The 17,178-nt window shown below is 64.6% G+C and carries 16 protein-coding genes and 1 riboswitch; of the genes, 6 read left to right on the forward strand and 10 right to left on the reverse strand.

Translation table 11 applies throughout. The features are described from left to right. Positions 1 to 96 precede the first annotated feature (96 nt). Complete coding sequence (locus tag NX775_RS11570) at positions 97 to 672, forward strand: superoxide dismutase (RefSeq protein WP_183550156.1); 576 nt, start codon at positions 97 to 99, stop codon at positions 670 to 672. Positions 673 to 757: 85 nt separating this feature from the next. Here the strand turns inward: NX775_RS11570 and NX775_RS11575 are convergent, their stop codons facing one another. Continuing rightward, positions 758 to 1,546 carry a UCP032817 domain-containing protein gene (locus tag NX775_RS11575; protein WP_258836154.1) on the reverse strand — a complete coding sequence of 263 codons (789 nt, stop codon included), beginning with the start codon at positions 1,544 to 1,546 and terminating at the stop codon, positions 758 to 760. Positions 1,547 to 1,796: 250 nt separating this feature from the next. Here NX775_RS11575 and NX775_RS11580 point away from each other — a divergent pair, with 250 nt between their 5' ends. Further along, complete coding sequence (locus tag NX775_RS11580) at positions 1,797 to 3,365, forward strand: alpha-amylase (protein WP_258836155.1); 1,569 nt, start codon at positions 1,797 to 1,799, stop codon at positions 3,363 to 3,365. 143 nt (positions 3,366 to 3,508) lie between these two features. Beyond that, positions 3,509 to 4,195 carry a response regulator gene (locus NX775_RS11585; protein ID WP_258836156.1) on the forward strand — a complete coding sequence of 229 codons (687 nt, stop codon included), beginning with the start codon at positions 3,509 to 3,511 and terminating at the stop codon, positions 4,193 to 4,195. Between the two features lie 220 nt (positions 4,196 to 4,415). On the opposite strand, the gene NX775_RS11590 is transcribed toward NX775_RS11585, so the two are convergent. Next, complete coding sequence (locus tag NX775_RS11590) at positions 4,416 to 5,111, reverse strand: hypothetical protein (RefSeq protein WP_258836157.1); 696 nt, start codon at positions 5,109 to 5,111, stop codon at positions 4,416 to 4,418. Then, positions 5,111 to 5,950: a MipA/OmpV family protein gene (locus tag NX775_RS11595; RefSeq protein ID WP_258836158.1), complete on the reverse strand. Its 840-nt coding sequence runs from the start codon at positions 5,948 to 5,950 to the stop codon at positions 5,111 to 5,113. Before NX775_RS11595 ends, NX775_RS11590 begins: the two co-directional genes overlap by 1 nt. Before the next feature lie 351 nt (positions 5,951 to 6,301). Between NX775_RS11595 and NX775_RS11600 the strand changes: the two genes are divergently transcribed. The 3 genes from NX775_RS11600 to NX775_RS11610 are packed head-to-tail and all read left to right on the forward strand — an operon-like array spanning position 6,302 to position 9,176. Beyond that, positions 6,302 to 7,621, forward strand: coding sequence for an ATP-binding protein (locus NX775_RS11600; protein ID WP_258836159.1), 1,320 nt, complete (start codon positions 6,302 to 6,304; stop codon positions 7,619 to 7,621). Next, positions 7,618 to 8,829, forward strand: coding sequence for an MFS transporter (locus tag NX775_RS11605; RefSeq protein ID WP_258836160.1), 1,212 nt, complete (start codon positions 7,618 to 7,620; stop codon positions 8,827 to 8,829). Before NX775_RS11600 ends, NX775_RS11605 begins: the two co-directional genes overlap by 4 nt. Continuing rightward, positions 8,826 to 9,176 carry a helix-turn-helix transcriptional regulator gene (locus NX775_RS11610; RefSeq protein WP_370660576.1) on the forward strand — a complete coding sequence of 117 codons (351 nt, stop codon included), beginning with the start codon at positions 8,826 to 8,828 and terminating at the stop codon, positions 9,174 to 9,176. Before NX775_RS11605 ends, NX775_RS11610 begins: the two co-directional genes overlap by 4 nt. Before the next feature lie 136 nt (positions 9,177 to 9,312). On the opposite strand, the gene NX775_RS11615 is transcribed toward NX775_RS11610, so the two are convergent. The 7 genes from NX775_RS11615 to NX775_RS11645 form a co-directional block, all read right to left on the reverse strand. Continuing rightward, positions 9,313 to 9,642 (reverse strand): hypothetical protein, encoded by a 330-nt coding sequence (locus NX775_RS11615; RefSeq protein ID WP_258836161.1) that lies wholly within the window; start codon positions 9,640 to 9,642, stop codon positions 9,313 to 9,315. Then, a complete protein-coding gene (locus tag NX775_RS11620) occupies positions 9,639 to 10,301 on the reverse strand; it encodes a thiol:disulfide interchange protein DsbA/DsbL (RefSeq protein WP_183550131.1) in 663 nt (220 codons plus the stop codon). The genes NX775_RS11615 and NX775_RS11620 overlap by 4 nt, the downstream gene beginning before the upstream one ends. 150 nt (positions 10,302 to 10,451) lie before the next feature. Next, positions 10,452 to 12,410, reverse strand: a complete 1,959-nt coding sequence (locus tag NX775_RS11625; protein WP_258836162.1) for a TonB-dependent receptor — start codon at positions 12,408 to 12,410, stop codon at positions 10,452 to 10,454. A gap of 68 nt (positions 12,411 to 12,478) precedes the next feature. After that, positions 12,479 to 12,717, reverse strand: a riboswitch (cobalamin riboswitch). 25 nt (positions 12,718 to 12,742) lie between these two features. Then, positions 12,743 to 13,690: a ribosome biogenesis GTPase YlqF gene (gene ylqF, locus NX775_RS11630; RefSeq protein ID WP_258836163.1), complete on the reverse strand. Its 948-nt coding sequence runs from the start codon at positions 13,688 to 13,690 to the stop codon at positions 12,743 to 12,745. Between the two features lie 296 nt (positions 13,691 to 13,986). Beyond that, positions 13,987 to 15,207 (reverse strand): hypothetical protein, encoded by a 1,221-nt coding sequence (locus NX775_RS11635; RefSeq protein WP_258836164.1) that lies wholly within the window; start codon positions 15,205 to 15,207, stop codon positions 13,987 to 13,989. Further along, a complete protein-coding gene (locus tag NX775_RS11640) occupies positions 15,179 to 16,069 on the reverse strand; it encodes a hypothetical protein (protein ID WP_258836165.1) in 891 nt (296 codons plus the stop codon). The genes NX775_RS11635 and NX775_RS11640 overlap by 29 nt, the downstream gene beginning before the upstream one ends. 69 nt (positions 16,070 to 16,138) lie before the next feature. Next, a complete protein-coding gene (locus NX775_RS11645) occupies positions 16,139 to 17,071 on the reverse strand; it encodes a histone deacetylase family protein (protein WP_258836166.1) in 933 nt (310 codons plus the stop codon). Positions 17,072 to 17,178 lie beyond the last annotated feature (107 nt).

Below are 17,178 nucleotides of genomic sequence, written 5' to 3' on the forward strand. Positions count from 1 at the left end.
TAGGAAAGAGAATGCAGTCATGCAATATTGCTGCAGCCGGTTTAGAATAGCGCCGCTATCAGAACTGCAACCTTTCCAACCCAACAAGGATTTATCATGGAACACACCCTGCCAGCACTGCCGTATGCCAAGGACGCCCTGCAACCGCACATCTCGGCCGAGACCCTGGAATACCACCACGGCAAGCATCACCAGACCTACGTGACCAACTTGAATAACCTGATCAAGGGCACCGAGTTCGAAGAGATGCCACTGGAAGAGATCGTCAAGAAGTCATCGGGCGGCGTGTTCAACAATTCGGCGCAGGTCTGGAACCACACCTTCTTCTGGCACTGCATGACCCCGAACGGCGCCGCACCGAGTGGCAAGGCGCTGGACGCAATCAATGCCAAATGGGGCTCGGTCGAGAAGTTCAAGGAAGAGTTCAATAAATCGGCACTGGGCAACTTCGGTTCGGGCTGGACCTGGCTGGTGCAAAAGGCCGACGGCAGCGTCGACATCGTCAACACGTCGAACGCCGCCACGCCACTGACCACGACCGACAAGCCGCTGCTGACGGCTGACGTCTGGGAACACGCTTACTACATCGACTACCGCAACGCCCGCGCAAAGTTCCTGGAAGCGTTCTGGAACGTGGCCAACTGGGACTTCGTCAACCAGAACATGGCCTGAAGTAAATGAGTCACTGAAGGTCACGCGCTGTCCGGCGTGACGATGTGCAACGGCCCGCGCGAGCGGGCCGTTTGCATGCTGGCGCTCAGTCTCCCCCACCGCCACCGCCGCCGCAACTGCCGCCGCCGCCGCCATCGCCACCATCGCTTCCGCCGCCGTGGCAGGTGAGGTCGGCATCACAGTCGCGCATCGCGTTGTCGCTGCCGCCATCACCGACGTAATAGGTGCCTGCCCCGGTGTCCGGCCCCCGTTTTTCTCGCAGGGCCGCGGCATAGTCTGCCTGGCTGATCAGGTTTGCCAGCAGCAGCGCCCGCAGTGTCAGCCCGGGATGCGGCCGTGCACCTCCGGCCATCCTGCCGTTGGCATTCAGACGGGTATACACGATGTCCTCGTCTTGCAGCGCGTAGCCATGACCATATGGCATACGCAACGTGGCATCGAGACGGAACAACGCGGGCAAGCCCCGTACCCGCGAGCGCGCGTCTTCGTGCTCACGGCAGCCAACGAGCACGCGCGGCAGTGCCAGCGCATCGAGCATGGCGTGGGGAAGATGGTCGATCGGCTTGCCAAAGTGGCGGCGGCAGAAGTGCTCCAGATTCACGGCGTCCCATGCCATCCATGCATGCCAGACCGAGTCGGCGGCCAGCGAAGGCAACGCGCACGGCTCGCGCCGGTCTGCCGCGACCTCGAAAAAGCGCATCAGTCCGGTCGCTGCATGCATGAAAAAGAGCGCGTTGTCCGGCATGCCGGGAAATTCTTTCCCTGCAGTGCGCTGCCAGAACGGGAACAGATCAGGCGAGAGATCCTCCAGCTGCGGACGATAGCCGGACTGCCGGATGTGCCGCAGCACGCGTACTTTGACGACCAGGTTCATGGCGTTTTCCAAGGGTGTCAGGACGTGGTTGATGACCGGAATCTTCGACGACAGATCCCTGTTCGTCAAGCCGGAAACCCCCATGTCCAGGCTACCTGGCTCTGAAGCAAGTCTGAATCTACGCCCTGACGTTCCGTGATAATTTCCGTCGTAGCAACATTGGACACGCAGTGCGTCCACCGTGCGGTCATTATCGTCAACGCATCACAACCCGGGAATCAACGTGGAATTCAACCGAACCAGGAAATTGGTGCACCGTCTGCCCCGCGCAGCGCGTCTCTCCAGCATCGCCTGCATCGCCATGGCGTTCAGCACGCCAGCGGCCGCAGCCGACTTCAACCCTGCCGATACCTCGGTACAAATGTTCCGCTGGAAGTGGAACGACATCGCCAGGGAGTGCACGAACTGGCTCGGGCCACAGGGCTACGGCGCGGTGCAGATCTCGCCACCGCATGCATCGCGCAAGCTGGACTTCTGGTACGACGTCTATCAGGCGGTCAATTACACCAGGCTCGACAGCCGGATGGGCACCGAAGCCGAGCTGCAGGCCATGATCAATACCTGCCATGCGGCCAAGGTGCGCATCTACGCCGACGTGGTCGTCAACCAGATGGCCGACGGCGCCGGTGCCGGCACGGCCACCGATGGCAGCAGCTGGAATGCCGCCACGCAAAGCTACCCCCATTTCAGCGCCCCCGACTTCCATGCCGCCTGCGTCATCCAGGGCGGCGACTACAGCCTGGCCGACCGCACCAGGGTGACGAGCTGCCGCCTCAACAACCTGCCCGACCTGAATACCGGCGCCAGTTATGTGCAGGGCCAGATCCGCAACTACCTGAACAAGCTCGTGGCCATGGGCGTGGACGGTGTGCGGCTTGACGCAGCCAAGCACATGGCGCCGGGCGACATTGCCGGCTTCCTCAATGGCGTATCCCGCACGACCAAAGCCGGTGAGCCGCTGTGGTTCACGCAAGAGGTGATCCCGGACAGTGGCGTCAAGGCGAATGCCTATCTGGCCACCGGCTCGGTCAACGAGTTCCATTACGTCTATGCGATGAAGGAAATGTTCCAGAATATGAATGGCGCCGCCGTCGCGGACTTGCCCAGGTTGATGGGGTCGCCAAGCGCCGGATGGGGCGGAACCTGGGGCTTCATCCCCAGCGACAAGGCGACCGTGTTCATTAACAACTGGGATTCCGAACGCGGCGAACACGCCCCGAGCTCGCTCGTGGCCAGCAACTTCACCGGCGTTCCCAACGATACGCAGGGCACCAAGCGCTACCAGCTGGCCAATGTCCTGATGCTGGCCTGGCCCTACGGCGCAGCGCAAGTGCATTCAGGCTTTCGCTTTACCCGGAGCGAGCAGCCGCCGCCAGCCGCCAGCCCGTTCGACGCAAATGGCAAGCCGCTCATCAACCAGGCCTGGGACTTCATCCACCGCTGGCCCGAAATCTCGAACATGGTCGGATTTCGCGCTGCCACATCGGGCCAGGGCGTTGATAATTTTGTCACCGGCACGCGCAACCAGATCGCCTTTTCGCGCGGTAACAAGGGCTTTGTCGCGATCAATAACGACTCAGCGGCCTGGACCACGACGCAGGCGACCGGCCTGCCGCCTGGCACCTATTGCAACGTCATCAATGGCCAGCTCAATGCCGCCAAAACTGGTTGCAGCGGCGACGCCGTGGTGGTCCCGGCCAATGGCGTCATCAAGTTCACGCTGGGCAGCGTGAATGGCGCGACAGTGCCGGCGCTGGCACTGCACGCCAACCAGAAGGTTGGCGCCAGCGCGTCACGCAGCACGAATGGTGCCAACTGAGGATCGTGTGCGCGCCTTGATCAACAACCGGGCGCATCTGATGCGCCCGGTTGTCGTCAAACTGTAATGACTTGTCTCGCTTCTCGCAGGATCTGCCATTCCGGCACGCTGCCCGCTACAATGGCCGACCGAGGAGAAATTGAATGCACCGTGTAATGTTGGTGGAAGACGATGCGCGCCTGGCCGAGCTCGTCTCCGAATACCTGTCCAGTTACGAGTTCGCGGTTGACCTCGTCACCCGCGGCGACACCGCGCTCGAGCGTTTCAAGGAACTCTCTCCCGACGTCGTGATCCTCGACCTGATGTTGCCGGGCCTGGACGGTATGGTCGTGTGCCGCCAGATCCGCGAGCACTCGGACGTCCCGATCCTGATCCTGACCGCACGCGAAGATTCGTACGATGAAGTCTCGGGCCTGGAACAAGGCGCCGACGATTTCGTCAACAAGCCGGTCCAGCCGCGCGTGCTGCTGGCGCGCCTGCGCGCGCTGATGCGGCGCGCCCAGGCCAAGTCGGGCGTCGATGCCCGTATCCTGCAATTTGGCGCGCTGCGCATCGTCACCAGCGACCGCAGCGTCGTCTGGCGCGGCCAGCCGTGCATCCTGTCGAATACCGAATACAAATTGCTGCTGGTGCTGGCCGAGGCAGCCGGCCGCGTACTCTCGCGCGACGCCCTGCTCAAGAAGATGCGCGGGATCGAGTTCGACGGGCTCGACCGCAGTATCGACAACTGCATCTCGAAGCTGCGCCGCAAGTTTGACGATGCCGATTCAGAAAAGATCAAGACGGTGTGGGGCGAAGGCTACCTGTTTTCGCCATCGGCCTGGAATTGACGGCACTCCCATAAAAAAACCTGCCGCGGCAGGTTTTTTTACGTCTGGCGATTCACAGCCGGGGTCAGGTCTGACATTCAGACACGGCCTCAGCCTTAGCCACTTCCAATGGTGTCTTGACCAGTATTAGCATGACCCGGTGCCAGCTAGTTCTGATTACCCGATTGTCGAGCTCGTGTCCGAATGTCAGACCTGACCCTCGCTTTTCCTCGCTTTTCGCTTACTCGAACACCGGCACGATCGCCAGCGGCGCGTGGTACGTCACGATCTGGGCCGCGTCCGCTGGCGCGAAGCGGTAGGTGACGACCGGGAAATCGTCATCGACGTCGCCGGCGAACGCCGGTGCGCGCGTGACCGGCAGGATGGTCTCGGCGCCGCCGGCCCGCACCCGGGCACCGGCATCGACACTCGTTTTTGGAAACACGAGCTGCACGCCCACGCATGCCTGGCTGCGCACCGAAGCGTCGGCGTGGCGGGCAAAGCCCAGCGCCTGCTCGCAGGCGGCGCGCAGCTCGGTTGCGTCGTACGAGCCGTCGGCGCGCAGCGCCAGCGAGATGCGCGGGCGCACCGTGAAGCCGCCCAGCGACCGGTTGGGCGCCAGCACGGCGTTCTCGTCGTAGGCGGCTTTCAGCAGCGGCAGCGTCGTGCGCCCTAGCGGATCAAGCACCAGGCTGGTCTGCAGCGTACGGCCTTTGATCAGCAGGCTCGCGCCATCGCCCAGCATCCCCCTGGCACGCGGGCGCACCTGCAGCTGATGCTGCAGAAGATTCTTGGGCCCGCCATATTTGTCGAATACCACCATCGTCCGGTAGGCATCGCGATAGCTCACCCATTCGTCGCCACGCGCCTGCGCGACGGCAACGCCTGCCGTCAGCAGCAGGGTCACGCAGGCGGAGAGGTGTACGCGTTGCATCATCAGAAGCGGTAAGCGAAGGCGGTCGAAACCGTCACATTGGTGGGCCGCTCGACGAGCGGGCTATGGCGAATGTTGCCGACCAGGCGCGTCGCTTGCACATTGGTGGTGAGCATCCACGACGGACCGAGCGCCCAGTTCCAGCGCGCGCCAGCGTGCACGTCTTTCAGGCCGCCACCGGGACGAAATACGGGATTGCCGCTGCTCCAGGCCTCGTTGTCATTGACGCCGAAGTAGCTCTGGTTATAGTCGCGGTTGACCAGCGTGAGCCCGGCATTGAACGAAACAGTGTGCTGTGGCGCCATGGCCACGGCAAGGCGCTGCACGCCCAGCGCCATGCGCGCACCGTCACGCTCGTTACCGGAGCCGATCAGCACACTGCTGGTAACACGCCACACCGGGTTCAGGTAGTAGTTCAGGAAAACGCCGCCTTCGACCCTTGTTGCCACATGCGGCATGCCTGCCAGGGGCGTATCGCTACGGATGCGTGCCACAAGCGGCAGCATGGCCGCGACACCGATGCCATCGACAATGCCTCCCGTGCCGGACTCGTCACGGCGAGGATGGAGCGATACCAAGGGGCCGAATTCGAGCGTCGGATCGATTGACAAATGCATCCCGGCGCTCATGCCGGAAATGAATATTCCATTGCTCCACTGCACCTGCAGCACCGGCAGGACCGATGTCTTCGAGTTTGCTGCGCCCTCATAGCGCGCCCGCGACACAGCGCCCAGTCCCGCATACATATCGTGGCTGCCGTCAGGCATGGGGTTGGTGGCCGGCGTCTGCGCGCTCGCAACACCACTTGCTGCAGCGAGGGCCAGGGCGAAGAACTGTTTCATCGTGATGGCGTTCCGGGAGTTCGTGTGCTGATATTTTACGTCGAGCAAGCTTCGCTCTCCCAATCGCATGGTGGCAACGCAGACGCTTTCGCTCTGGCACAAATAAAAAAACCCACTGACACTTGCGCATCAGTGGGCAAACGGAAACCCTGATGATGCAACTGATGGTAAGCGTTATGCCGCCGTGAATCACCCTCCAGGTGTCCACCAATTGTCGTCAATTTGTAAGGCGGCGCCCGTGCGCGGGCATGGGTGCTGACTGTTGCACCCTTGCCGCTGTACAATCTCGGGCTCAGGAGAAACCATGCTTTTGGCCGCGCTTCATCACCGACAGTCACCCGGGATGCACCCGTGAACCGGCTATTTTTCCGCTTCTTCGTGTTCGTCATGCTGTCGATCACGGCCGCGACGTTCCTCATCTACTTTGTCTTTGCACGCCTGTTCGGCGATCCGCTGGAAGACATTGCACGGCGCCAGGCGGCGGGCCAGATTTTCCTGATCGAGCATTACGTGGACGAAGCGCCCGGCGACGAGTGGCTCACGCGCCTGAACAATGTGCGCGAAGTCTCGCCGGTGCGCTACGACCTGCTGCCACTGGCCACCGCGCGCGCCCGGTTCGATGGCGCCCGGCGCGCGGCGCTCGATCGCGGCGCGATTGTCCTGGACGTCAGCGAGCGCGCCCTGTACCGGCGTGTCGACCTGGCGGGCGAGCGCTATATCGGCAGCAACGACGAGGTGCTGCATGCGCAGAACCTGCCGATCGATATCGGCAAGGAGCTCAAGAAAGAGCTGCTGCGCTTCGTCATCGTCGCCCTCGCCCTGCTGCTGCCAATTGCCCTGTGGTCGCGTTCGCACTGGCGTGCACTCCAATCGCTGTCACGGATGGCCGACGAATTTGGCGCCGGCAAGCTGTCGGCACGCGCCCGGCTCGCCCCCTCCGAAATCGTCCATCCGCTGGCCGAACGCATCAACGACATGGCCGGGCGCATCGAAGCGCTGATGGGCGCGCAGCGCAGCCTGCTGCATTCGGTCTCGCACGAATTGCGTACGCCAATTGCGCGCCTCGAATTCGGTCTCGAGTTGCTGGACGCGCGCGCCAACGACCCCGACCTGCGCCGCCGCATCGCCGCGATGGAGGGCGACGTGCGCGAGCTGAACGATCTGGTCAGGGAGCTGCTCGATATGAGCAAACTCGACAGCGCCGGCACGCTGCAGGGCGCCACGGTCGATCTGGCCGCGCTGCTGCGCGACTGCTGCGCCACGCTGCCGCCGTCGCCCCAGGACGTCAGTTGCCAGCTCGCGGACGGGCTCGGTACGATCGACGGCGACGCCCGCCTGCTGGCGCGCGCCGTCGGCAACCTGCTGCGCAACGCCCAGAAATATGCCAGCAGCCGGGTCGTGCTGTCGGCCGCACGGGGTCCAACGGACATCGAGATTGCCGTCGACGACGACGGCCCCGGCATCCCGGAAGCCGAGCGCGACAAGGTGTTCGAGCCGTTCTACCGGCTCGACCGCAGCCGCGACCGCGCCACCGGCGGCTTCGGACTCGGCTTGTCGATCGCGCGCAAGGCGGTGGTCCTACATGGCGGGACGCTGGACGTGGCGACATCCGGTCTTTGCGGCGCGCGCTTCGTCGTGCGGCTACCGCTTTCCCTCGGAGTTCCCGCATGAACGAACGCTTCCTGATCACGACCCTGTGCGCGCTGGCCTTGCTGTCGACCGTCGGCGCCTCCCTGCCCTACCCAATGCTGGCGCCGCTGTTTGCCGACGGCAGCATCCATGGCTTGAACAGCTTCCTCGGTCTGCCGCCCAAGCTGTTGCTGGGCATTGCGCTGATGATCAATCCGCTGGGCCTGCTGATCGGCAGCGCGGTGCTGGGGCCGCTGTCAGACGGCTTCGGCCGGCGCCGCGCGCTGCTGCTGACGACCGTGGGCGCGGCGCTCGGTCACCTGCTCACGGCCGCCGCGATGGTCATGGAATCGTATCTGCTGTTCCTCGCGGCGCGCTTCTTTACCGGTCTGCTCGAAGGCAATGGCGCCGTCATGCGCGCGCTCGTGATCGAACGCGTCAAAGGGCCGCTGCGCAATCACGCGCTGTCCTGGCTCAATGGTGCATTCAATCTGGGCTGGCTCGTCGGGCCGCTGCTGGGCGGTTTCACGATGGCCTATGGCGCAGAAGTGCCGTTTGCGATCGCCGCGGTCGCGCTGCTGCTCGGTACGCTCGGAGTGTTCCTGACGATCCCGGCGACGCCACCGGCCACGCACGGCCTGCGCTGGTGGACCGTCGCGCGTGAACGTCATGCGCTGACGCTGCTGCGCCATGGACCGCTGCGCACGCTGTTCATCATCCATCTGGGCTATTGCTGCGGCGTCGCGTCGCTGTACGAATACTTCCCGTTGTGGCTGGTCGACGTGGGCGGCTACGATGCGCGCCAGATTTCTCTGGTGAACATGGGCATGTGCGCGTTGATGACGACAGCAGCGCTGTTCGCCGGCCACGCCAGCCCCGTCGAAGGCCGCCTGCGCGCGGGCTGGTATGCGGCGGTGGGCGCCACGGCGATCCTGTGCGTGGGCTTAGGCAATCTGTGGATCGGCATTGCGGGCATCGTCCTGTTCGGCGTGCCGCATGCGTTCTACAACACGGCGCTGCAAACCTGGTCGGCCGATACGTTCGCGGATTACGGCCAGGGTTCGGTCATGGCGCTGCTGTCGACCATTTTTTGCCTGGCCAATATCCTGATGGCACTGTTGGGGGCCGTGCTGACGCTGATCGACACGCGACTGGTGCTGGTTGTCGGGGGTGTGCTGGCGGCGTGCGCCTCGGTGGCGCTGCGGCGCTGGAGCATGCGCAGTACGCATCGACAACTGGAGACCCCATGAACACCTCGGAACGCATCCTGATGCAACTGAAAATGCGCGGCCCTCAGACCGCCCAGGCACTGGCCGCGCAACTCGACCTGACTTCGATGGGCGTACGCCGCCATCTGGAGAGTGCGCTCGAAAAGGGACTGGTCGGGTATGAGGACAGCGGGGGCAAGGTCGAGCGCCCGGTGCGACGCTGGGGCTTGAGCCAGGCCGGGCAAGCACGCTATCCGGATCGTCATGCCGAGCTCACGGTCGACTTGATTGGGCAGGTGCAGATGCTGTTTGCGCTGCGGCACGCATGTGCCAGGACTTTTGCCGTTCGGAGCTCGACGTGTTTGCGCGCGTGCTGGACCCGACAGTAAAAGTGGTCCGCATCGAGCATCAGTTGCATGGCGCCAGGCGCTGCGCCTACGCTGCATCGAAGGCAGAATGACAGAACGGCGCCCATAGGCGCCGTTCCGGTATTTCCTGCCTTACTTGCCTAGCTCATTTGCCGACTCATTTGCCGACATTATGTGGAGCAGGCCGCACATTCATCACGCCGAACCAGAGGTGTTCCCACCAGTGATCGCGCGAGCTCACCGTGACAAGACATGCCTTGTCAAATCCCGCCTTGAACACCAGGTCAGGACATTGATTCGTTGCCAGCGCATGGCGCTGATTCTCGGCATTGACCAGCGCGATGCTCAGCCAGATAGTCGCCATGGCGAAGATCGCCGCCAGCGACCACGCGACATGGTTCACGCGGCTGGTCTCAAACAGCTCTTCCTCTTTGGGCCGTGACCCTTCGTAGATCTTGAGGATGTCGCGTTCGACGTCGTTGGTCATTTGGTCTGGGCTGCCTTCGTGACCAGTGCATCGAGGACCTGGCCAGTGGCCGTCATCAGCTGGCCCATGTCCTGGATCTTGTTCGATTGTGCCACAGTAGCCGGCGACACGACGTATTTACCATCGATGACAACGGTCGGCGTGCTGCTGGCCTTGTACGCTTCGGCAACTGCCGGCAGACGCTTGAGCTTGGTCTGGACGCCGAACGAGTTCCACGCTTCCATGAACTTGGCCTTGTCCAGCCCGTTCGAGGTCGCCCAGGCGATGATGTCCTCGTCCTTCATCAGGCGCTTGCGCTCGACGTGCACGGCGCGGAACACGCGGTCATGGTACTGCTCCAGCTTGCCCATGGCGTCGAGCGTCAGGAACAGGCGGGCTTCCGGATCGCTCGGGCCCTGGAACGGCAGCGGGATGCGGCGCATCACGATGTTGTCGCCCTGCTTCTTGATCCATGCATTGAGCGTCGGCTCGAACGCATTGCAGGCGCCGCAGTGGTAGGCGAAGAATTCAACGACTTCGACCTTCTTGCCGACAGTCTGGGTCGGCTGCGGCGCGGCCAGCACGGTGTATTCGGAGCCGACGCGTGGATCAGTCGGCGAAGCATTGGCGAAACCGGCAACCAGGGCGGCAGCAACGAGGGCAAAACGCAGAGTGCGCATAACATCCTTCCACAAATATGATTGAGCGAACGATCGCGAGATTACCACTTTTTGCCCCTGCCCTGTCTGCAGGGCGCGATTTATTGCATTTGCTTACTGCTGAAACATGTATGCAAATACATCAGCCGTCCGCGCCCGGCAGAACATGGATCAGAAGTCGTAGCGCAGCGACACCTTCAGCTGGCGGCCATCGCTCGGGTAAATTCCGGCGCGGCAGCTGAACGCATAGCTGTAGTGCTGGCGATCAAGCAGGTTCAGGCCCGACACCGACGCTTCCCATGGGCCGAAGCGGTGCGCATAGCGGGCGTCGACCGTCGTGTACGACGGCACGCGCGCGCTGCAGCTGTTGGCAAAGTCGTCACCGAAACGCTGGCTGGCCACCCACTGCGCGCCGACATCGGCGGTCTGGCCAGTGCCTGGCGTCCAGGCCAGGCGCGTCGTCACGACGTGCTTGGGCACCAGCACCATTTCGCGGCCGGCGTTCGGACCATCACGGAACTCGGATTGCACGTATTGCCAGGCACCGGTCAGGCGCAGGTTGTTCGCCAGCAGCGCGTTGCCTTCAACTTCCACACCCTGGCGACGGGTCGGGTCGAGATTGGTGTTGCTGCCAAAGCCGCCGGCCAGCGTCGGATCGAAGAAGATTTCGTTCGTCAGGCGGTGACGGAACACGCGGGCCGTGGCCTTGCGCGCATCGTTGCCGAAGGCGACGCCCAGTTCCAGGTCGCGCGAGGTTTGCGGCGCCAGCACGTCCGTTGTGGCGCGGTACGAGTTTTCGTCGATATTGGCGATGCGGTAGCTGCGGCCGGCCTTGGCGAACACGGTTACCTCGCGCGCGACGTCGAAGCTGCCTTCGACCGTGAACGCGTTGACCGACTGCGCGGTGTCTTCCGGGTCGACAAACGCGAGCGGATCGGCGTACTCCTTGTCGAAGCGTTCATGGCGCGCGCCGACGGCCAGGCGCGCATTGTGCGGCGCGTTCCAGGTCAGTTCGTCACGCACGTAGATCGCCTTGGACTCCTGTTTGGCGTCGCCGGCCGAGAAGCTCGACGTCACCTGGCGATCCCAGCGGGTCAGGTCGATCCCGGTGACGAATTCGTTGCGCTTGTCGCCGAGCGTGGCGGTGTGGCGCAGGCGCGGCGAGAACTGGGTCTGATCGGACTGGTAGCGCGAGGCCGATGGGAAGCCCGAGAACACATACGTCGAACCGACATCGCGCTCGCGGTGCGACAGCTCGGCTGCCAGTTCGATGGCGCCGATGCGGTGTTCGACGAACGCGCTGACACGGTCGGTGTCGAGCGAGCCGAAGTCATCCGGTGTGTTGCTCTGGGTCGGGATCGACTGGAACTGCGCTTCGGTCAGCGAACCCGGCAGGCGCGAGTCCGAGCGCGAGCTCTCGAAGCGCAGGCCAGCGCGGCCATTTGCGCCGTACGCATACTGCACGCCGCCGCTGAAGCTCGTCTGCTCGTACTTGTTGTTGTCGCGGTAGTTGTCGGTGCGGCGGTCGGCCACGGCGGCGTCGAACGACCACGGGCCGGCGCCATGCGCGATCGAGGCGCGCAGATCGAGCGCATCGAAGCGCCCGCCTTCCACGAACAGGGTGCCGCGCGTGCCGCCGCCTTGCGGACGGCGGGTGAAGATCTGGATCACGCCGCCGGTGGCGCCGTCGCCGTACAGCACACTGCTGCCGCCGCGCGTGATTTCGATGCGCTCGACCGTGTCGACCGGGATGCTCGAGAGCACCGTGCTGGCCAGCTCGTTTTCATTCAGGCGTACGCCGTCGACCATCACCACCACGTTCTGCGCGCTGTTGGTGCCGAAGCCGCGCAGGTCCAGGCTGAAGTCGGGCGAGCCGTCCAGGCTCTGGCGGCCGAAGACACCGCCGATCTTGCGGATGGCGGCATTGACGTCGGCCACGCCGGCGCTGCGGATCTGCTCTGCCGTGATCACGGTGGCGCCGATCGGCGTGGCGGTGGCCGGAAAACGGGCGGCGGTGACGACGACCGGCACCAGCGTTTCTTGCGCGGTAGCGAGGGTGGCGAAGGTGGACACGGCGAAGGCGCACGCCACAACGAGGGGCGCGCGGCGCGCGGGAGCTGCAAAAGTCATGATGAATGTGTTCTCGGTAAAGGGCGCCCCGCTGCGTCCCCGCAGCCTGGCGTCGAAGGAAGCGCGTCGCGCTTCCACCTGTCCTGGCCGGTATCCGGGCTGGCAAGCGGACGCCCTCACCTTCCTGTCGTGCGGACAGTGGTTATCGAGATTGTCTGCCGCGGCGCAGGATGTGCGGACGCGGCGCTTGTTGACCGTTGCGGGGGCAGCACACTTCCAGGACGGCGCGCGGCGCAGCCCTGTCGTGTTTCCCGTTTAACTTCGCGCGCTGGAATGCGCGCGAGAGCACCAAAACGGCGCGATTATACCGTGTCGGCACGCGCCCTGGCAGGTCAGCTGCCGCGCTTGCCGCGCGACTGCTCTTCGAGCTTGGCAGCGAGCTTCTCGGCGGCCAGGCGGGCTTTCTCGGCCACTTCGGCCGCGTGCAGGGCCAGGCTGGCTGCGCGCGAATCCGGCGTTTCCAGGCTGATGCGGCCCAGGGCGCCCTGACGGTAATCCTGCAGCAGCGAGTGCGCTGCTTTTTCGTAGTCGTACTCGCCGCCGCGCACACGGAAGCCCCGGCGCATCGCCACGCCCTCGATCACGCCGACACCATCCATGCCCTCGGTTTTCAGGCCATAGCGCGCGGTGAGCAGGTGCGGGTAGCGCTGCAGCAGCAGCTCGCCCAGGTATTCCGCCACTTCTTCTTCGACCAGCGCATTGGTGCCAATGGCGTGGCTGGCTGCCAGCATCAGGCCGTCGGTGGCCATGGCGATCTTTGGCCACAGCATGCCGGGCGTGTCGACCAGCACCACGTTCTTGTTCAGGTACAGGCGCTGCTGGACCTTGGTCACGGCCGGCTCGTCGCCCACCTTGGCCACGCGTTTTTTCAGTAGCGCGTTCATCAGCGTCGATTTGCCGACGTTGGGGATGCCCATGATCATGATGCGCAGCGGTTTCGTTGGCACGCCGCGGTGCGGCGCCAGCGACAGGGCCAGATCGGGGATGCGGGCGACGTCGGCCGGCTTCTTGGTCGTCATGGGGTAGGCCGTGACGCCATCCTGGGCATCGTAATAGGCTTTCCAGGCGGCGGTGGCGACCGGATCGGCCAGATCGATCTTGTTCAGGATCTTGAGGCTGGGACGCTGGCGGAACTTGCGCAGCTGGTCCACCAGTGGGTTGCAGCTCGCCTCGGGCAGGCGTGCATCGAGGACTTCGATCACCAGATCGATGTTCTCCATCTGCTCGGCCGCTTCCTTCTTGGCCGCGTTCATGTGGCCCGGGAACCATTGTATCGACATGCTGTTGCTTTCTTTATCTTTCGTTCAAGGTGCTATTTTACGCTGGTGGCGCACGCGAGCGTGGTGAACCCGCCACAGCTGGTCTTTCTCTTGCGCATGACGTTGAGCCGTTGCAACACTGTTGACATATTCGGCGTGCACACTTGCCCTTGGCCACGCACGGTGGCGGGCCGCCAGCGGAGACGAACTATGCGCGCACGGGACAGACTGAAACGATCGATGGTGCGCTGGTATGGCGTCGGCTTGCTGTGCTGCGCCATCGCGGTGTCCGCGCTGGTCGAGTTGCCGCTGGTGCCCTACTGAACCAGACCCGGTTCGCTGCACGCAAGAGGTGGCAACGTGGCCGCCGGATCGAACGCCGCCAAGCGCTCGCGCGCTGCCGCGCGGTCTTTCGCATACTCGGCCAGGTAGCGGCTGCGTTCCTCACTCTGCCATTCGTGATCGGGCACGCTGGCCAGCGACAGCGTGCGGCTGACCAGCACGGCCCCCTCGCGGCGCGCCAGCAGCAGCCGGTCCGGGTCCGCGTTCTCACGCAGCAGATAACCTTCGACATCGCGCAGCACCAGCGGCAATGGCGGCCCAGGGTCGGCGTCGTGCAGCAGCTTGCCGTGCACGCGCAACGCGACCGACTGCGTGCCCTGCCCCAATGGTTCGTTGAAGGTCGCCAGCGCGAACGGGCGGCCCAGCGCATCGTCGATGCGGCCACTGACCACGTAGCGCCCCGGCAGGCGCACGTCGAGCGGCAGCGTGAACTCGAGGGCGTCCGGGCTGATCGCTTCACGCGGTGTGCCGGTCCACATGGCCGGCAACTCGGGCGAATAGATCACGTCGAACAACACGACACCCGCGCGGCCATTGACGCTGAAGCGCACTTCACTACGAATGGTGCCGTGAAAGCCCGCCAGTGCACTCGCTTGCGGCGCGAACGTGGCGCGCCAGTGTTCGCCATCATCCTGCGAAAACGCCAGCGTCACGCGGGGCGCGGGACGAGCTCCCTGCGCAGCCATCCCCTGGGCCAGCGCGCGCGTGATCACCAGCGGCAGTGCGGCGCCGTGCGCGTCAACAGCCCGCAGCGACAACTCGACCGTCTCACCCGCCGCCAGGTAGACGCGCGACTGCGCGGTCTGCACCAGCACGTCCGGATCGCTGTCGCCGCCATCGACACGCATCGGGTTCGATTCGCGCACCGGCTGGTTCGGATACAGCTGGTCCGGATGCTGCGCGGCCGGACGCGATGTGTGCGGGTAGCGGGTGTGCTGGAAGTAGCTGCAATAGGTGTGCTGCGTCAATCGAACCTGCCCGGCAAGCTGGCGCCGGCGCACTGTACGGTCGTCGCCGGCAGGATTCATGACCGGCACGGGACCGAGAAAATGCAGGCCGGCCGGCGGCGCCGGTGCAGCACGTGGCCGCGCCGAATCGTTTTGGTGCCAGAACAGCCCGAGCATGAGCGCAGCGGCGACGACCAGCGCCAGCCAGACGGCGCGCCGCCTAGTTGGCTGTATCGACCATCGCGTCACGCATGACTCCGATGATGCCGGCCCAGTTGCCGTCGCCATAGTGGTTGAAGCGTTCACCGTCGTCGCGGAACACGACCGAGTGCCAGCTCCACTTGACGCTGCCGCCCTGGTTTGGCGCGGTGCCCAGGCGCAGGTCGTCGCACAGCCAGTCGCCAGGATTACACAGCGAACGGCCCGCATTGCCGGCCACGCCGCCGCTGCTGTGGTAGGCCACGACTTCGTCGTCCTGGCCCGGCAACAGGAACGAGTACGCGGTGCCGCGCGCGCCGGCGTAGCGATAGAACCAGACGTTGCGGGTGTCGTTGTGGTTGTACATGGCGCGCGCGGTGCTGGTCTTGAGGTCTTGCACGAGCGGCTCGGAGGTGGTCCAGGCGCCGGCGTTGGCGAGCTCGGAGCCGCCCGCCGCGCCGGCCGCGACGCGCACCCATTTGAGGTTCCAGCCGGTCTGCACGCCACCGCTGGCGGCGCACACGCCGTTGGCGTTCGCGCTGGCGTTCGTCACGGTGCGCGCCGAGCCGCCGTAATTGGCCAGTGTGTAGCCAAGCAGCAGATCGCCCGCGCTGTAGGCGGCGATATAGCACCAGTTCTGGCCCGTGCAGAAGCAGTCGAGCGCATCGCGCACGCGCCCGCTTTGCGAGGCAATGCTGCTGCGGCCATCCCAGTTGACTGCCTGCTTGTTGATGCCGGCCGGGGTAGCGGCCGGGCCCCAGTAGCGAAAGTCGCTGTAGTTGCCGGGCGCGCCGCCGCTGCTGCGGCCGTTGATCCAGAGCGTGTAGTTGGTGGCGCCCGCCACGGTGCTGGCCAGCAGCAGGCACAGGGTGCAAACAACGTAGAAGGCGTACGGGATGCGGCGGTGCTTCATGCTGGTCTCCTCGCTGCCCGGCGTGTGCCGGTGCTACGTTAGAGAGCAGAATCCCGCCGCGGTTCCCGACTATTCGAGATCGGCCAGCACCTTCAGGTGGGCCACCACGCTGCGCGCCAGCGACGACAGCTCATAGCCGCCTTCAAGACAGCTGACGATCCGCCCGCCGGCGTGCTCGTTGGCCACCGCCAGCACCTGCCGCGTGATCCACGCATAGTCCGCCTCGACCAGCCCGATGCCGCCCATATCGTCGTCGCGATGGCCGTCGAAGCCGGCCGAGACAAAAATCATCTGCGGCTTGAAGGCATGCAGCGCCGGCAGCCACTGTTCCTGCACCAACTGGCGCACGGTGTCGCCCTCGCAGCGCGCCGGCACCGGCACGTTCACGCAGGTGGCGGTAATCGGTTCGGGCTCGGTGTACGGAAAGAACGGATGCTGGAAGAAGCTCGCCATCAGCACGCGCGGATCGTCGCGAAACGCGTCGGCCGTGCCATTGCCGTGGTGGACATCGAAGTCGATGATTGCGACGCGTTGTAGACCATGCGCCTCGAGCGCGTGGCGCGCGGCGATGGCCACGTTGTTGAAGAGGCAAAAGCCCATCGGCTCGGTCGGCGTGGCGTGGTGGCCTGGCGGGCGCACCGAGCAGAAGGCATTGGTGACCGTGCCGGCGATGACGTCGTTGGTTGCCGCCACTGCGGCGCCGGCTGCGCGCAGCGCCGCCTGGTAGCTGTGCTGATTGAGCGACGTGTCGCCATCGAGCGGGTAGTAATCGCCAGGCGTCGTGGGCACATGGTCGCGCACCAGCGCCAGCGCGCCCGCCGTGTGGTTGCGCAGGATCTGCGTCGTGTCGGCCAGCGGCGCACTGCGCTGCTCGATCAAGCCATCCAGGCGCGCCAGGATCAATTGGTCGTCGATGGCCCGCAGGCGCGCCGGGGACTCGGGATGCCAATCGCCCATTTCGTGCCGCAGGCAGTCGGGGTGGCTGTAAATCGCTGTACTCATGATGCTCGGTCTCCGCCTGTGCTCATCCATTCACACCTTGCCGCGCCGTTCTCGCATAGAATCCCTTGGGACGGCTTGTTGCTGTCGACGTATGAAGATTGCCAATG

It is taken from the genome of Massilia aurea (assembly GCF_024753205.1).
In the GTDB taxonomy this organism is placed as follows: Bacteria; Pseudomonadota; Gammaproteobacteria; order Burkholderiales; family Burkholderiaceae_D; genus Telluria; species Telluria aurea.

Bases quoted from the DNA above. Each gene is read 5' to 3' on its own strand.
- NX775_RS11570 (WP_183550156.1), top strand. From the start codon at position 97: ATGGAACACACCCTGCCAGCACTGCCGTATGCCAAGGACGCCCTGCAA.
- NX775_RS11575 (WP_258836154.1), bottom strand. From the start codon at position 1,546: ATGAACCTGGTCGTCAAAGTACGCGTGCTGCGGCACATCCGGCAGTCC.
- NX775_RS11585 (WP_258836156.1), top strand. From the start codon at position 3,509: ATGCACCGTGTAATGTTGGTGGAAGACGATGCGCGCCTGGCCGAGCTC.
- NX775_RS11590 (WP_258836157.1), bottom strand. From the start codon at position 5,111: ATGATGCAACGCGTACACCTCTCCGCCTGCGTGACCCTGCTGCTGACG.
- NX775_RS11595 (WP_258836158.1), bottom strand. From the start codon at position 5,950: ATGAAACAGTTCTTCGCCCTGGCCCTCGCTGCAGCAAGTGGTGTTGCG.
- NX775_RS11605 (WP_258836160.1), top strand. From the start codon at position 7,618: ATGAACGAACGCTTCCTGATCACGACCCTGTGCGCGCTGGCCTTGCTG.
- NX775_RS11610 (WP_370660576.1), top strand. From the start codon at position 8,826: ATGAACACCTCGGAACGCATCCTGATGCAACTGAAAATGCGCGGCCCT.
- NX775_RS11615 (WP_258836161.1), bottom strand. From the start codon at position 9,642: ATGACCAACGACGTCGAACGCGACATCCTCAAGATCTACGAAGGGTCA.
- NX775_RS11620 (WP_183550131.1), bottom strand. From the start codon at position 10,301: ATGCGCACTCTGCGTTTTGCCCTCGTTGCTGCCGCCCTGGTTGCCGGT.
- NX775_RS11625 (WP_258836162.1), bottom strand. From the start codon at position 12,410: ATGACTTTTGCAGCTCCCGCGCGCCGCGCGCCCCTCGTTGTGGCGTGC.
- ylqF (WP_258836163.1), bottom strand. From the start codon at position 13,690: ATGTCGATACAATGGTTCCCGGGCCACATGAACGCGGCCAAGAAGGAA.
- NX775_RS11640 (WP_258836165.1), bottom strand. From the start codon at position 16,069: ATGAAGCACCGCCGCATCCCGTACGCCTTCTACGTTGTTTGCACCCTG.
- NX775_RS11645 (WP_258836166.1), bottom strand. From the start codon at position 17,071: ATGAGTACAGCGATTTACAGCCACCCCGACTGCCTGCGGCACGAAATG.